We start from the raw sequence: 15,216 nt of genomic DNA, 5'->3' as shown, positions 1-15,216 counted from the left end.
GACATCGCGGGCGACACGCTGCGCGCCCGGGCCGCACCCCACGGTCGCCGCCCTTGACTGTCTGCGAGGCAGTCCTGGACCTCCCCTGTGGCGGCCTGCCCCCGAGTCGGCAAGGAAGAGAGATCATCATGCGTGGTGCCGTATTGCACGCCCCCGGCGACATCCGGGTGGAGGAGGTCGAGAACCCGCAGATCACCGCCCCGACCGATGCGGTGATCCGACTGGCCGCGACCTGTGTCTGCGGATCGGACCTGTGGCCGTACCGCGGCATCGCGCCCGTCGAAGGCCCCACCCCCATGGGGCACGAGTACGTGGGCGTCGTCGAGGAGGTCGGCAGCGCGGTCGAGCACATCAAGCCCGGCCAGTTCGTCGTCGGCTCGTTCGCCACCTCCGACGGCACCTGCGAGATCTGCCTCTCCGGCTACCCGTCCTCCTGCGTCCACCGCGTCTTCCAGTCCGGGACCCAGGCCGAGCGCGCCCGGATCCCGCACGCCGACGGCACCCTCGTGGCCACCCCGGGCATGCCCGACGACGACCTGGTCCCCAGCCTGCTGGCCGCCTCCGACGTGCTGGGCACCGGATGGTTCGGCGCCGTGGCCGCCGAGGCCGGCCCCGGCAAGACGGTCGCGGTCGTCGGCGACGGCGCGGTCGGGCTGCTCGCGGTGCTCGCCGCCAAGCAGCTCGGCGCGGAACGGATCATCGCGATGAGCCGCCACGCGTCGCGGCAGAAGCTCGCCTCCGAGTTCGGTGCCACCGACATCGTCACCGAGCGCGGCGACGAGGGCGTGGCAAGGGTCAAGGAACTGACCGGCGGCCTGGGTGCGCACTCGGTCGTCGAGGCCGTCGGCACCCAGGAGTCGATGCTCCAGGCCGTCCGCTCCACCCGCCCCGGCGGACACGTCGGCTTCGTGGGCGTCAACCACGACGTCACCCTGGCCGGCGACGAGCTCTTCTTCTCCCAGGTCCACCTGCACGGTGGCCCCGCTCCGGTACGCCAGTACCTGCCGCACCTGATCGACCTGATCTGGAACCGCGAGATCCACCCCGGCAAGGTCTTCGACCTCGACCTGCCGCTCGACCGGGCCGCCGAGGCGTACCAGGCCATGGACGAGCGCCGCGCCATCAAGGCACTCCTGCGGCCGTAACCCCCTGCCCTTCCCCGGCGATCGGAGCTCGTGTGAGCACCCCCGTGATACGCACCCCCGTGATACCGGCCGTACCGCGCGAGCGGACCGTCGGCCGTGCGCCGGCCGTCGTCCTGGCTCTGCTGACGGTCTTCGGCCCGATCTCGATGGACCTCTACCTCCCGGTCCTGCCCGCGCTGACCGGCGAGCTGCACGCGTCGACCTGGGCCGCGCAGCTGACCGTCACCGCCTGCCTGCTCGGCCTCGCCCTGGGCCAGCCGGCCGCCGGGCCCCTGTCCGACCGGTTCGGCCGCCGCCGCCCGCTGCTGGCCGGCGCCGCCGCGTACGTCCTCACCTCGGTGCTCTGTGCGTTCAGCCCGACCATCGCGACGCTGATCGCCGCCCGTTTCGTACAGGGACTGGCCGGCGCGGTGGGCATCGTGATCGCCCAGGCCGCCGGACGCGACCTGTACTCCGGCGGCAAGCTCGTCCGCTACTACGGCCGCCTGACCGTCATCGGCGGACTCGCCGCGATCATCGGACCGGTCCTGGGCGGCCGGCTCGCCTCCTTCACCGACTGGCGCGGCATCTTCCTGTTCCTCGCCCTGCTCGGCGCCGTGATCCTCGTGGCCTGCCTGACCGTCTTCCGCGAGACCCTGCCCCGCCAGGACCGCACCGTCGGAGGGCTCGCGCAGACCGGCCGCGACGTCCGCCGGCTGCTGACCGGCCGCGTCTTCCTCGGCGCCGTGCTCATCACCGGCTTCGTCAACGCCGCCCTGTTCGCCTACCTGAGCGGCGCCACGTACGTCCTACAGGGCATCTACGGCCTCTCGCCGCAGGGGTATTCCGTCGCGTTCGGGCTGAACTCCCTCGGCTTCATGGTGTTCGGCTTCGCCGCGGGACGGCTGTCCGCACGCTGGTCGGAGCGGGGCACCCTCGTCCTCGGCCTCGTGATGACCCTGCTCGGCGCGACTGCCCTGCTCGTCACCGCGGCCCTCCACCTGCCCTTGACCGCCGTGGTCCTGTCCCTGCTCACCATGGTCAGCGGCGTGGCCACCACCACCCCGCCCTCCACCTCGCTCGCCCTTGCGGACTACCCTGAGGTCGCGGGCACCGCGTCCTCGCTGCTGGGCATGGCCCGCTTCGCCTTCGGCGGGCTCGCCGCCCCGCTGGTCGGCCTCGGCGGCGCGGGCACCGCCGTGCCGCTCGGCCTGGTCGCCGTCACCTCAGCCGCACTCGCAGCAGCCGTCCACGCCGTGTCCATCCGCCGCCACGCCCCACACCGCAGCCCCGTCGTCGCGGCCTGCCGGCCGCTGCAAGCCACGGCATCGAAGACCTGACCGCCGTCACACCCTGGAGGGACCCCATGGAGTTCGCCGCGCAGCAGTCCACCAGCAAGGCCCCGGCCGACTGGTTCACCGGCGACGTCTGGTGGGACGTCATCCACGCCGGGCAGGCGCCGTCCCGGATGCGGGTCAACATGGTCCGCTTCTCACCCGGCGCCCGCACCCACTGGCACACCCACGCCCTCGGCCAGACACTGCACGTCGTCTCCGGCATCGCCCTCGTCGGCACCCGCGACGGCACGGTCCTTGAGGCCCGTCCCGGCCAGACCGTCACCTGCCCGCCCGGCGAAGAGCACTGGCACGGAGCCGCCCCCGACCGCTTCATGGAACACCTCGCGATGTGGGAAGCCCTGGAAGACGGCACTCCCGAGACGACATGGGCCGAACCGGTCACCGACGAGCACTACAACGGCCCCCGCACCACCGGCCACTGACCCTCGCCCGCCGGCTCACGTCGAACTCCCGGGCCGCCGCGGGCGGCACCGCCTCAGCCGATCTGGCGGCGGACCAGCTCGTGGAAGAGGCCGCCCGTATCGGCGAGCAGTTCCGCGGGCGGCCCCTGCTGGGCGATCCGGCCGTCCGCCATGACGATCACCCGGTCGGCATCCATGACGGTGGACAGCCGGTGGGCGATCACGATGCGGGTGCAGCGCAGGGCCCGGGTGGACTCGATCACCACGTGCTGGGCTTCGTTGTCCAGCGCGCTGGTGGCCTCGTCCAGGAAGACGATGCCCGGCTTGCGGATGAGGGCCTGTGCGATCATCAGCCGCTGCCGCTGGCCGCCCGAGACGGTGCCGCCGCCGTCGGACAGCATCGTGTGCAGGCCCATGGGCATCGCCTTGATGTCCTCGGCCAGGCCGGCCATCGCGGCGGCCTCCCACACCTCCTCCAGCGTGTACGTCTCCGCGCCGCTGATGCAGTCCAGGATCGAACCGGAGAAGGGCTGTGCGTTCTGCAGGACCACCCCGCACTGGCGGCGCACGGCCGCCTGGTCGAGAGCCGCCAGGTCCTGGCCGTCGTAGAGGACGCTGCCGGCGGCCGGCTTGTCGAAGCCGATGAGCAGCCGCAGCAGGGTCGACTTCCCGCAGCCGCTGGCGCCGACGATCGCCACGAACTCACCCGCCCCCACCCGGAACGACACGTCGTCGAGGACGAGCGGGCCGTCGTCGGCATACCGGTAGGACAGGCCCTTCGCCTCGACGGCCCCGCTCAGCACGCCCGGCGGCGTACTGGACCCGCGGACCTCCGGGGCCGCCCGGAGGATCGGCTTGACCTGCTCGAACATCGGCTGCACCGCGGCGGCCGAGAGGAGTACACCGGTCAACTGGGTGACCGAGGACAGCATCATCGTCACGGCGGTGCTGAAAGTGAGGAACTCACCAGCGGACATGCTGCCCCTGGCCGGTCCGGCCAGCAGCATGAACATCACGAGCGTGCACAGCGGCAGACAGACCGCATTCAGCACCGTGATGACGTTCTTGATCCGGCCGATGCGCTGCTGCAGCTCACGGGTGCGGGCGAACTCCCTTGCCCACGCGGCGTAGGCGAAGCTCTCGGCCGCGGCCACGCGCAGCTTGGACAGCCCGCGCAGGGTCTGGAACGCCTGGTTGTCCAGCTTGTGGCCGAGCTTGATCAGCTGCCGCTGGTAGCGCAGCTGCCACAGCCCCAGGCCCAGGAAGACCGCGGCGACGACGACCAGCATGGCGAGCGCCGCCATCGCCAGCGGCACGCTGTACACCAGCAGCAGGACCAGGTTCATTGCCGCGACGGTGCTCGCCTGTACGGACACCGAGCCGATCCCGGACAGCAGGCTGCGGATGGAGCTGATGCCCAGGGCGGCGCCGGCCAGTTCGCCGGTGGAGCGGCCGGCGAAGAAGGTCACCGGCAGCCGCAGCAGCCGGTCCCACACGGCCGGCTGCAAGGTCGCCTCGACCCTGCCCTCCATACGCAGGATGGCGAGGTTCTGCAGCAGCATGAAGGCCGCCGAGACGACACTGCTCGCGATGAGGGCCAGGGCGGTCTGGACGATGAGGCTGTCCTCGGCGCGCGGTACGTACTCGCCGAGCACCTTGCCCGTCGCGATGGGGACGAGGGCGCCCAGGCCCACCGCGACCAGCCCGCCCAGGAGGAGGCTGCGCCATTCCCTCCCGGTGCCGCGCACGCTGAAGCGCAACAGCCGCAGCAGGGTCGGACTGCCGTCGGGCAGCGGGCGGTAGAACATGACGGCACGCGGTTCCAGGGCGTCCCGGTTGTCCTTGTCCACGCGCTCGCGGGTGCCGGCGCCGGGGTCGACGGCCTCGTATCCGCCGCGCCGCCACAGCAGCGCCACCGGCGTCCCGTCCGCCTCGCGCAGGCCCACCAGGGGCCCGCTGTCCTCCCGCCACCACCGGTCGCCCAGCTTGACGGTCCGGGTGCGGACCCGCGAGGCGAGTGCGATGCGTTCGACGGGATCGACCCGCCCGGAGGCGGCGGTGCCCACCTCACCCCGCTCGGACAGGGTGATGCCGGCTTCCGCGGCCACCAGGCGGCACACGGCGAACACCGCGTCGTCGCTCGCGCCCCGCCGGGAACCCCTGCCGGAGCGGCCGATGGACGCCAGCAGGGCGCGGTCCGCCTGGGTGCGGGCGGCCTCTCCGGCCTCGATTCCGGCCGCGGTGCGGTCCTCGTGGGCGCGCTCCAGCTGCTCGATCCAGTCGTCCAGGGCGTACAGCAGCCGGTACTGCTGGTCGACCATGCCCTGCCACACCACCGGGTCGAGGAGGAGGGCGCCGGCGGTGTCGTACCCCTCGTACCCCTCGTACGCGGCGCCGTACTGCACGCTGCCCGGAGGGATCTGCATCCACAGGATGTCGTCGTCGCCGGCCCCGGCGCGCCCGGTGGTGGCCCGGCTCTCCAGCGGTGCCTGGTAGAGGACGCGCAGGCCGCGGCCGACGCCGAGGGTGAAGGCGTACTCCAGGGGGCTCAGGGGTGTGGCGGCGGCCCCGTACTGCCCGCCGTACTCCCCGCCCGCCCACTGCTGCCCGGCCCACTGCTCTCCGGCCCACTGCTCTCCGGCCCACTGGCTTCCGTTGGGCGGGCGGTGCAGCTCGCGCAGTTCGATGCGGTGCAGCCGGCAGCCGTGCAGGGGCCGGCCGACCAGGGTGTGCTCGGGGCCCTCGGCCGGGCCCAGCAGCAGGGTGCCCACCCCCAGCCGGCCCAGGAAGTGCCAGTTGCCCGCCTGAGCGGCGTCGACGGCGAACAGGTCCAGCTCGCCCTCCACGACGAGCCACAGCACGAGGGGCCCTTCCAGGGACAGGCTGCGCACGCCCGTGCAGTCGACGGCCGAGCCCAGTGCGCCCAGGGCCGCCACGACGGGGTCGGGGGCCGGGCCGGGCCGGATGCCGGTGGCCGTCGCGTGGTGGGGGGACGTCACCTCAGTGCTCCTTGACCAGTTCGGCGTACGCGCCCTGCGCCGCGAGGAGGTACTCGTGCCGCCCGCGCTCGACGACGGTGCCCCGGTCGAGCACGACGATCTCGTCGCTGTCGCGCACCGTGCTCAGCCGGTGGGCGATGACCACGCAGGCGCAGCCGCGCCGCCGCAGGCTGTCCATGACGATCTGCTCGGTCGCCGCGTCCAGGGCGCTGGTCACCTCGTCCAGGACCAGGACGCTGGGGCGGCGCACCAGCGCCCGTGCGATCTCCAGGCGCTGGCGCTGGCCGCCGGAGAAGTTGCGGCCGTCCTGCTCGACCCGGCTGTGGATGCCGCCGGGGCGACGCGCGACCACCTCGTACACTGCGGCGTCCTCCAGTGCGGCGACGACGGCCTCGTCCGGAACGGAGGGGTCCCACAGCGCGACGTTGTCGCGGACCGTGCCCTCGAAGAGGAAGACGTCCTGGTCGACGAAGGACACGGAGGCGGCCAGCGCGCCGCGCGGGATGTCCGCGAGGCGCATCCCGTCGATGCGGATGGTGCCCTCCCAGGGGGTGTAGAGGCCGGATATCAGCCGGGAGACGGTGGACTTGCCGCTGCCCGAGCCGCCGACGAGCGCGACCTGCTGCCCGGGCCCCACCGAGAGGGAGAAGTCCTTCAGCAGCGGTGTGTCCAGGGGGCTGTAGCCGAAGGTGATGCCGTCCAGCTCCACATGGCCCTTGAGGCGGCGGGTGCCGGCCGGCGGCTCGCGCCGCGAGTAGAGCGGGTCGACGGGGAAGTCCTCGACGTCCTTGAGGCGGGCGACGTCGGCCGCGAAGTCCTGGATCCGTCCGGCCACGCCGTTCAGCCGGGTGATGGGCGCGGTGAAGCTGGTCACCAGGGCCTGGAAGGCCACGAGCAGACCGACCGAGAGGTGCCCGTCCACGGCCCGCAGGCCGCCGATCATGAGGATCAGGGCGCTGTTGAGCGCGGCGAGCGTGGGAGCGGTGATCGCCAGCCAGGCACTGGGCACACCGAGCCGCTGCTGCACGTCGAGGGTGACCGCGTGCCGGCCGGCCCAGCGCCGAAAAAAGCCGTTCTCCCCGCCGGTGGCCTTCATCGTCTCGATGAGCTGGAGACCGCTGTAGGAGGTGTTGGTGAGCCGGGCGTTCTCGGCGCGCAGCTTCTGGGTGCCGGTGGCCCGTACGTGGATCGCGATCCGCATGGCCACGACGTTGAGCAGCGCGATCCCGATGCCGACGAGGGTGAGCTGCGGGTCGTACGTCCACAGCAGCACCGCGTAGAGGACGACGACCACCGCGTCCACCCCGGCGGCGGCGAGGTCCCTGGCCAGCGTCTCGGCGACGGCGTCGTTGGACTGCAGGCGCTGGACCAGGTCGGCGGGGTTGCGCTGGGAGAAGAAGGAGACCGGAAGCCTGAGCAGATGCCGCAGGAAGCGGGCGCTGCCGAGCGTGGAGGAGATGATGCGCCCGCGCAGCAGGTTGGCCTGCTGCAGTGCGGTGAGCACCGCCGTGAGCACCAGGGCCGCCGCCATCGAGGCGAAGAGCACGCCCAGCAGGGACGTCTGTTCGCCGATCAGGAACATGTCGATGTACGTACGGCTCAGCGCGGGCACCGCCGCGCCGACGACCACCAGCAGCAGACTGGAGAGCACGGCCGCGAGCATGGTGCCCGACGTGCCGCGCAGGCGGGCCGGGACCCCGCCCATGACGCCGGGCTTGCGGCCGGTGCGGCGGAAGCCGGCGTCGGGCTCGAAGGTGAGGACGACGCCGGTGAAGCTGGTGTCGAACTCGTCCATGGGGACGAAGCGCCGTCCCTTGGCCGGGTCGTTGATGTAGGCGCCCCGACGGCCGAAGCGCCGACCCATCCCCTCGTAGACGACGTAGTGGTTGAACTCCCAGAACAGGATGGCCGGGGGGCGCATCCCCGCGAGCGCGGCCAGATCCATCTGCATGCCCTTGGCCGCCAGCCGGTAACCGCGGGCCGCCTTGAGGATGTTGCCGGCGCGGGACCCGTCGCGGGAGACGCCGCAGGCGATGCGCAGCTCTTCCAGCGGGACGAAGCGGCCGTGGTGGCCGAGCACCATGGCCAGCGCGGCGGCGCCGCACTCCACGGCCTCCATCTGGAGCACGGAGGGGGTGCGTACGCGGCGGGGCGTGCGGCCACGGGGGGCGGGCGCGGGGCGTCGGCGCGCGGCGCGGCGCCCGGCGCTCCCGGGCTGCTTCGGGGCGCTCACGGCAGCAGCCAGTCGACGGGGCGCTGCGCGGCGAGGCGGACGGCTCCGGTGACGGGTGTGGCCGAATCGACGGCGTACGGAGGCCCGTCCGAGGAGGACCACCGGTAGCCGGACCGGGTCGCGGAGGAGCGCTCCAGCTCCACGAGCACCGCGACGGGGTTCCCCTGCCGGGTGAACTGGGCGGCGAGTCGGCTGTCGCCGAGGAAGCCGGTGAGCTGCGCCCCGGTCTGGGGGGTCCGGCCGACCGCCTTGACGCGGCCGCGCAGCACGCCGAACCGCTGCTGTGGGACGGTCTGGACGGTGAGGTCGACCGCGGCGCCCACGGGGACGGTTCCGCCGCTCGGGCCGGCGACGTAGAGGACGGCCATGAGCGGCTCGTCCGGGTTCTTCACGCGTTCCACGGTGGCCACGTCCGCGCCGGTCGTGACCACGGAACCCGTCTTGGCGACCAGCGTGGTCACCCGGCCGCCGGCGACCATGCGCACGACCTGGACGCCCCGGTCCGTGGCGACCCGGAGCAGGGGCGCGTCCTGCGGCAGCAACTGGCCCTCTTTGGCGAGGACTTCGGTGACCTGGCCCGCGAAGGGGCTTTGCAGGAGGTAACTGCCTTCCGCATGGGTGAGAATGCCCGGCGCGCTCAACTTGGCGGACACCGTTCCGGTGAATGCCCAGAAACCGGCGAGTGCCATGACGGTGACGGTGACCGCCAGGACGAGCCGGCCCTGCGGGCGCGCGAAGCGTACGGGCAGATCGAGTTCTTCAGGCGATTGCAGCTTGGAAAGCGCCTTTTGGCGGAACTGCACGGATCCATTCCTTCACTGCAATTGCGGCAGGGGCAGCCGAGAACCCCGGAACGGTGGCTGCGTTCCGGGGTTCACGGGCAACAAGGTGTCGTTGCTCAGAGACCGGCGACGCCGACCCGAACACCGGCGATGCCGGTGACCTGGCCCGGGAGGGCCGTGGCGGCGTGGACCGTGTCCAGGGAGGTCACGGTGTTCACGACGTGGTAGACGTCGCCGAGCACGGCGCCGGCGAGACCACCGGAAATGCCGAGACCGCCGGAAACGGCGTCCAGCTCGGTGTCGGCGATCTCACGGGTCTCGATGTCGTTACGCATTGCTTGCGCACCCTTCATTCGTCTGACTGCTTCTCACGTGCCACGGCCAAGCCGCGGCAGTGGGCAGATGTAAGCACGCGAACGGGCGGCCCGGCCAATTGTGTTGACGCCTGCCCGGGTGCCCGGTGACCACGGGATCGACAGATCTGCGGATTCATTTTCCGGATCAGTGCAACGTCTTCACAAGATCGAGTAACGGATCTGCGCCCTCCGCGGCGCTGGTGGGACACACTGGGGCATACCACCAACAATCGAAGGGAGTGTTCCCGGCATTCCGAGGGGTGACGCACCGTCGGAAGCCCTTGGTGCTCACACATGTGAAGATTCGCTGGAGCACCTCACGGCGACGGAACCGCTACCGTGCGTGTCGAAGGGTGCCGTCGCGGCGCCGGCCGTCGAAGGGTGGTTCCGGTGCCGGCCCTGTCGGGCGGACGCCCTTCCCGCGGGCCGGTCAGCCGAGGACGAGCGGGAGTCCGGCGCCCAACTCGCCCAGTTCGGCCTGCTCCGCTTCGGTCGGGGCGCGCCGTCCGGTGCCGATCAGCAGCGCGTCCCCGTCGGAGAAGGACGGGGGAACGCGAAACCGGCGATCTTCTCCAGCATCTCGCGTGACCCGGCGAGGGCCGCGGCGGGCGGTTCCGCGGCGTCCGGGAGGTGGGCGACGAGGTCGAGGTGGTGCAGCGTCCATTCCAGGACGTACGCGTGGAGGTAGTCGCCCGCGGTGAGCACCTCGCCGCGCGTGGCGACCCGTAGCGCGGGGTCCACGAGCTCGGCGGCGCGGCCGGCGGCGGAACCGACGTCGTCGAGGTGGAACTTGAGCAGCCACGGTTCTCCGTACGCGGCGGCGAGGCGGACGGTCAGCGCATCGAGCGGGTCGTCACCCGTCGGAGCCTCGACGAGGTTCCAGTAGGTCACCGCGTCGCGGGTCGGTTCCGTTCCGGCAGGGGTGGCGAGGGTGATCAGGACGTCCTGGGCGTCGATGACCAGGTGGCACACCAGGTCCCGCACGAGCCAACCGGCGCAGCCGGACGGGCGGGCGAAGTCCTCGTCCGGGAGTCCGGCGACCGCGGTGCGCAGCGCCGTCCAGGAGCGGGAGAAGAGGTCCACGCCCGCAAGCTGGCAGGTGGTCGGCGGCGGCCGGGCCCGGTCAGGCGGCGTGGCCGCCGTCGACGGAGAACTCGGCCCCGGTGATGTAGGCCGCCTGCTCGCTCGCGAGGAACGCGACCATGGCCGCGATCTCCTCCGGTCGCCCGAACCGGCCGAGGGCGGTCATCGCCGCCTGCGGGTCCGCGTGGGGCCCGTCGGCCGGGTTCAGGTCGGTGTCGACCGGCCCCGGGTGGACGATGTTGGCGGTGATGCCACGTCCGCCGAGCTCGCGGGCGAGCGCCTTGGTGAGCCCGGTCAGTGCCGACTTGCTCATCGCGTAGAGCGTGCCGCCCGGGCCCGGCACCCGCTGGGTCATGCAGGTGCCGATGGTGATGATCCGGCCCCCCTGGCCCATCCGGCCCGCCGCGGCCTGCGAGGCGAGGAACGCGCCCCGCACGTTGACCGCGAGCACCCGGTCGACGTCGGCCGGTGTGAGTCCGTCGAGCGGACCCAGGACCCCGACGCCCGCGTTGTTGACCAGGACGTCGAGCCGGCCGAGGGTCTGCGCCGCCCAGTCGACGGCACCCGCGGCTTCACCGGCGTCTCCGGCGTCGGCCCTGACGGCGAAGCCCCGGCGTCCGGTCGCCTCGATCGTACGCACCACCTCCTTCGCCGCCGTCTCGTTGGCGGTGTAGGTGAGGGCCACGTCGGCCCCCGCCTCCGCCAGTCGTACCGCGATCGCCGCGCCGATGCCCCGGCTGCCGCCCGTGACCAGAACCGTCCTGCCGTTCATGCGTCCTCCTCGTGTGGTTGCCGGTTCAATGAAATGCCAGGGTGATCGGCTGCGCTGGCGGGAATCCGACCTGGCGTTCGAGCGGGACGGCAGCTGCGGTTGCCGCTACGCGGCGGTGCTCACGGCCGGGCCGGCCCGGTTCCGCGGGCGCAGTACCGGAAGCGGTTGCGGTACTCCGTCGGTGTCGCGTCGAGCGTGCGGCGGAAGGCGCGGATCAGTGTGTCCGTCGTGTTGAAGCCGCACGTGGACGCGACACGTTCGAGGGAGTCGTCCGTGGACTCCAGTCGGTTGCGCGCCACTTCGACGCGCGCCGACTCGACGTAGGCCGCCGGGGTCATGCCGAGTTCGGTCTTGAAGATCCGGGTGAGCTGCCGCTCGCTCACGTGGGCGTGCGCGGCGAGATCGGCGACGGTGAGGGGTGCGGTGATGTTGCGCGTGATGTGGTGGCGGAGATCCTCGATGCGCCGCGTGGTCGAGAGGGGGGCGAGCGGGACGCTGAACTGGCTCTGCCCACTCGGCCGTTTCAGATACATCACGAGCTGACGGGCCACGCGGAGGGCGGCCGCCTCCCCGAAGTCGTCGGCAACGAGGGCGAGAGACAGGTCGAGGCAGGCGCTGATGCCGGCACCGGTCCACACCTCGTGGTCACGGATGAAGATCGGATCGGCGTCGACCTCGACCGACGGGTGGTCGGCGGCCAGTTGCTGCGCCGTCGACCAGTGGGTCGTCGCCCGCTTGCCGTCCAGCAGTCCCGCGGCCGCGAGGAGGTGGGCGCCCACGCAGACCGAGGCGACGCGCCGCGCCCGGCCGGCGAGCGTCTTCACCCAGCCGACCACGGTGGGATCGGTGAGGGCGTGCACCCGACGGTGGTCGTCGACCTCGACCGAACCGGGAACCAGGAGGGTGTCGATCTCCCTCCCGGACACGTCCTGGAAGGTGGCGTCGGGAAGGATGCGGACCCCGGCGGAGGTGGTGACGGGGTCCATGGTCTCGGCCGCCAGAACGACGTCGTAGCCCGTCGCGCCGTCCACCTCCCGCTGCAGCAGGGCGAACACCTCCGGGGGACCGGTGACGTCCAGCAGGTCGACGCCGTCGAAGACGATGACGACGATGAAGCGTCTGATGCCGATGCTGCTGCTCAAGGGGGCTCCGTCCGGTCGGTGGCGGGGCCGTGCCGATGTCCGAATCTGCAAGTTGCGTGACATTGCCGCCGCGTGGGGCGAATCGTAGCGTGGGGTGCGAGCCGAGCCGGCGCCGGCGGCCCGACCGTTCCCAACCTTCCGACACCGAACCCGAACCCGAACTCGAACTCGAACAAGAGGGTGCACCTCCATGTCTGCGAGAACCCTGCGCGAACTCAACGGCTTCGATCAGACCCCGGCCTCGCTGGCGACGGCGACACTGGTCCTCGTCGACTACCAGAACACCTACACCCGTGGCGTGATGGAGCTGGCGGGGTGGGAAGCCGCCCTCGACGCGGCCGCCGCATTGCTGGCCAGGGCCAGGAAGGCCGGCGCGAAGGTGATCCACGTCATCAACGACGGCGGCGAGGGAACCCCGTACGACATCCGCGCCGAGATCGGGCAGATCCACCCCCGTGTGGCGCCCGTCGACGGCGAAGCGGTGGTCGTCAAGACCGTTCCGAACGGCTTCGTCGACACCGACCTCGGCGAACACGTCGACGCCGCGGGCCGCCAGGACCTCGTCATCGCCGGATTCATGACCCACATGTGCGTGGCCTTCACCGCGTCGGGCGCGTTCCTTCGGGGCAACCGCCCCACCGTGGTCGCCGACGCCTGCGCCACCCGGCCCCTTCGGACGGCGGTCGCCGACCTGTCCGCCGAACAGCTGCACCGCAGCGCGCTCGCGACGATCGACGACCTCTACGGGGTCGTCGTCCCGTCCGCCTCGTCCCTGAGGTGAAGCACCCGGGTCGCGGTGGCGACCCGGACAGCCGGGTGGGTGATCGTGAAGACCCCAAGTACCCTCTCTGGGACTGCCTTTGGGGTGACCACCAGTAGGCCGGACGGCGGGGGAACGCACATGTGGGGACGGGGGACGGTCCTTGGGGACCGGTACACGCTGGCCGAACGCATCGGCGGCGGGGGGATGGGCGAGGTGTGGCGCGCGGACGACGGCGTGCTCAAGAGGCAGGTCGCCGTCAAGGTCCTGCTTCCTGCGCTGCTCGACGACCCCGCCTTCGCCGCCAGGTTCCGCCGCGAGGCCACGGTGCTCGCTTCGCTCGGCCACCCGGGCATCGTCGACGTGCACGACTACGGCGAGACCCGCATCGAATCCGGCGAGCGGGTCGCGTACATCGTCATGGAACTCGTCGAGGGACGGACGCTGAACGAGGTCCGCGCCCAAGCCGGGCCGCTCCCCGCCGTGCAGGCCCTGGGCATCGTCGCCCAGGCCCTGGACGCGCTGCACACCGCGCACCTGCGGGGAGTGACCCACCGTGACATCAAGCCGTCGAACCTGATGCTCGGCGGTGACGGCCGGGTGACGGTCACCGATTTCGGCATCGCGCGCTCCAGCGCGGCCAGTACCGCGATCACCGACTCCCACGCGGTCCTCGGCACGGCGCTCTACATGGCTCCCGAGCAGGCGGAGGGGCTCGGCGCCGTGGCCGCGTCCGACCTCTACGCCATGGGTGTCGTCTGCTACGAGATGCTCACCGGGGAAACGCCGTTCACCGGTGAGTCGGTGATCGAGATCGCCCTGAAGCACGTCAGGGAACCGGCCCCGGAGCTCCCGGCCGCGTTCCCCGGCCCGGTACGCGCCTTCGTCGCCCGGGCACTCGCAAAACGGCCCGAGGAACGGTACGCCGACGCCTCGGTGATGGCGGCGGCGGCCCGCCGGGCCGCGGCCGGCGAGCCCCTGGGCGAGCTCGACGCACCCGGCGGCGCGCCCGGTCCAGGCCCCGCCGTGACGCCTGCGGAGCCCGCGTCCCCAGGGCGGAAGTGGCGGGAGTGGCTGCGCGTCCCCGGCGGCTTCGCCGTGCCGGCCGTCGTCATGGTGGCGGTCTCGGTGACGGTGGCCGTGACGGTGTTCCACATCGACCCCCGGGCCCGGGCCTCCGATGCACAGGGACCGGAGCAGCGCCCGTCCGCGTCGGTGGCCGCGCCGACGGCCGGAGCCGGGAGCCAGGGCCCCGGGGCGTCCCCCTCGGGCAGTACGGCGGCCGGCCCCTCCGGCGCCGCCGCCCTGCCGCCCGGCCAGATTCCGCCGGAGCTGGGCGCTGCCGCGGGTGGCGCCGCGGACGCCGGTGGCGGCGGTTCGGCGGTGAACCCTCCCCAGGGCGCCCAGGGCGGTGCGTCCGGCGGCGGCAGCCAGACCGGCCAGGGGCCCAGCGGCGGAGCGGCGGCCGGAGGCGGGGCCGCAGCCGGTGGCGGCGGCGCCGGGTCGGGCAGCGGCAGCGGATCCACGCCGCCGCAGGGCTGCGGCGGCCGAGCCTGGGGCGCCATCACCAACGTCGGCGACGGGCTGAGGATCGGTCTGGCCACCGGCAGCCCTCAGCCGGGCGCCAAGGTCGTCATGGGCGGGACCACGGCCTACGGTTGGGTGCACGAGAAGTCCAACTACGACAGCTTCAGGGCCTGCGGCTCACAGGGCGCCGCGCTCAACCGGGCGCTGACGCAGTTCGGCGACACCGTTCGCGTCGAGCTGGCCGACGTCTACAGCGGCGGGCTGTGGTGGAACCTGGAGGAGGCGCCGACGGCGGGTGCCTACTACATCAAGGACATCGCCTTCCAGGGCGGCTGCCTGACCGACAACGGCGCGGGCAAGCAGCTGACGGTGGTCGCCTGCTCCCCGGGGGACAAGCGCCAGCAATGGCGGATCCCCTGAGCCCTTGAGGGGCGCCCCGTCCGAGCTCCGCGCGCCCGCATGGTCCGCGCGCCCCATGCCCCTCCCCGTGTGCAGGTGCCCCGTCTGTGCAGGTGCCCCGCGATCCCGGGCGGGATCGCGGGGCGGTTTCCGCACGGCCTGCGGCCGGTCGCGCAGGACCTAGCTGTATTGATCACGAGCGTTGTTAACAGGGCTGGGTCTTGATCACGGCGAAGACCTCCGGTGTGGTGGAGGTGTCTAGGCTCCACACCACACACGG

11 protein-coding genes and 1 pseudogene are annotated in these 15,216 nt (G+C 72.3%); 5 read left to right on the top strand and 7 right to left on the bottom strand.

Features of this window, described 5'->3' with window-relative positions; genetic code table 11:
- The first annotated feature begins 128 nt into the window (after positions 1–128).
- The 3 genes from AB0B01_RS26965 to AB0B01_RS26955 are packed head-to-tail and all read left to right on the top strand — an operon-like array spanning position 129 to position 2,904.
- On the top strand, positions 129–1,145 hold the full coding sequence (locus tag AB0B01_RS26965; protein WP_361724219.1) for a zinc-dependent alcohol dehydrogenase family protein: 1,017 nt from the start codon (positions 129–131) through the stop codon (positions 1,143–1,145).
- 32 nt (positions 1,146–1,177) lie between these two features.
- Positions 1,178–2,464, top strand: a complete 1,287-nt coding sequence (locus AB0B01_RS26960; protein ID WP_361724216.1) for a multidrug effflux MFS transporter — start codon at positions 1,178–1,180, stop codon at positions 2,462–2,464.
- Positions 2,465–2,490: 26 nt separating this feature from the next.
- On the top strand, positions 2,491–2,904 hold the full coding sequence (locus AB0B01_RS26955) for a cupin domain-containing protein (RefSeq protein WP_361724213.1): 414 nt from the start codon (positions 2,491–2,493) through the stop codon (positions 2,902–2,904).
- Between the two features lie 53 nt (positions 2,905–2,957).
- On the opposite strand, the gene AB0B01_RS26950 is transcribed toward AB0B01_RS26955, so the two are convergent.
- From AB0B01_RS26950 to AB0B01_RS26920, 7 genes and pseudogenes are all read right to left on the bottom strand, one after another.
- Positions 2,958–5,882 carry an NHLP bacteriocin export ABC transporter permease/ATPase subunit gene (locus AB0B01_RS26950; protein WP_361724210.1) on the bottom strand — a complete coding sequence of 975 codons (2,925 nt, stop codon included), beginning with the start codon at positions 5,880–5,882 and terminating at the stop codon, positions 2,958–2,960.
- A 1-nt stretch (position 5,883) separates the two neighbouring features.
- Entirely contained in the window at positions 5,884–8,001 is a 2,118-nt protein-coding gene (locus AB0B01_RS26945) for an NHLP family bacteriocin export ABC transporter peptidase/permease/ATPase subunit (RefSeq protein ID WP_361724264.1), read from the bottom strand.
- Positions 8,002–8,111: 110 nt separating this feature from the next.
- Positions 8,112–8,918, bottom strand: coding sequence for an HlyD family efflux transporter periplasmic adaptor subunit (locus AB0B01_RS26940; RefSeq protein ID WP_361724207.1), 807 nt, complete (start codon positions 8,916–8,918; stop codon positions 8,112–8,114).
- A gap of 95 nt (positions 8,919–9,013) precedes the next feature.
- Positions 9,014–9,232 carry a hypothetical protein gene (locus AB0B01_RS26935; protein WP_361724204.1) on the bottom strand — a complete coding sequence of 73 codons (219 nt, stop codon included), beginning with the start codon at positions 9,230–9,232 and terminating at the stop codon, positions 9,014–9,016.
- Between the two features lie 451 nt (positions 9,233–9,683).
- A pseudogene (locus AB0B01_RS26930) lies at positions 9,684–10,336 on the bottom strand (maleylpyruvate isomerase N-terminal domain-containing protein).
- Positions 10,337–10,376: 40 nt separating this feature from the next.
- The gene (locus AB0B01_RS26925; protein WP_361724201.1) at positions 10,377–11,108 is read right to left on the bottom strand and encodes an SDR family oxidoreductase; all 732 of its coding nucleotides are present in this window, start codon (positions 11,106–11,108) and stop codon (positions 10,377–10,379) included.
- A gap of 119 nt (positions 11,109–11,227) precedes the next feature.
- Complete coding sequence (locus AB0B01_RS26920) at positions 11,228–12,250, bottom strand: DJ-1/PfpI family protein (protein WP_361724198.1); 1,023 nt, start codon at positions 12,248–12,250, stop codon at positions 11,228–11,230.
- 190 nt (positions 12,251–12,440) lie between these two features.
- On the opposite strand from AB0B01_RS26920, the gene AB0B01_RS26915 reads away from it, so the two are divergent.
- Together AB0B01_RS26915 and AB0B01_RS26910 are read left to right on the top strand one after the other, a co-directional pair.
- Complete coding sequence (locus tag AB0B01_RS26915) at positions 12,441–13,031, top strand: isochorismatase family protein (RefSeq protein WP_361724195.1); 591 nt, start codon at positions 12,441–12,443, stop codon at positions 13,029–13,031.
- Positions 13,032–13,151: 120 nt separating this feature from the next.
- Entirely contained in the window at positions 13,152–14,957 is a 1,806-nt protein-coding gene (locus AB0B01_RS26910; RefSeq protein ID WP_361724192.1) for a serine/threonine-protein kinase, read from the top strand.
- Positions 14,958–15,216: the final 259 nt, after the last annotated feature.

The organism is Streptomyces sp. NPDC044571 (assembly GCF_040647115.1).
In the GTDB taxonomy this organism is placed as follows: domain Bacteria; phylum Actinomycetota; class Actinomycetes; order Streptomycetales; family Streptomycetaceae; genus Streptomyces.
Note: the sequence above shows the minus strand (reverse complement) of the source record. Positions and strands in the feature narration are given on the sequence as shown.

Coding starts and splice junctions, on each gene's coding strand:
- AB0B01_RS26945 (WP_361724264.1), bottom strand. CDS start 8,001: ATGGAGGCCGTGGAGTGCGGCGCCGCCGCGCTGGCCATGGTGCTCGGC.
- AB0B01_RS26955 (WP_361724213.1), top strand. CDS start 2,491: ATGGAGTTCGCCGCGCAGCAGTCCACCAGCAAGGCCCCGGCCGACTGG.
- AB0B01_RS26925 (WP_361724201.1), bottom strand. CDS start 11,108: ATGAACGGCAGGACGGTTCTGGTCACGGGCGGCAGCCGGGGCATCGGC.
- AB0B01_RS26935 (WP_361724204.1), bottom strand. CDS start 9,232: ATGCGTAACGACATCGAGACCCGTGAGATCGCCGACACCGAGCTGGAC.
- AB0B01_RS26915 (WP_361724195.1), top strand. CDS start 12,441: ATGTCTGCGAGAACCCTGCGCGAACTCAACGGCTTCGATCAGACCCCG.
- AB0B01_RS26965 (WP_361724219.1), top strand. CDS start 129: ATGCGTGGTGCCGTATTGCACGCCCCCGGCGACATCCGGGTGGAGGAG.
- AB0B01_RS26910 (WP_361724192.1), top strand. CDS start 13,152: ATGTGGGGACGGGGGACGGTCCTTGGGGACCGGTACACGCTGGCCGAA.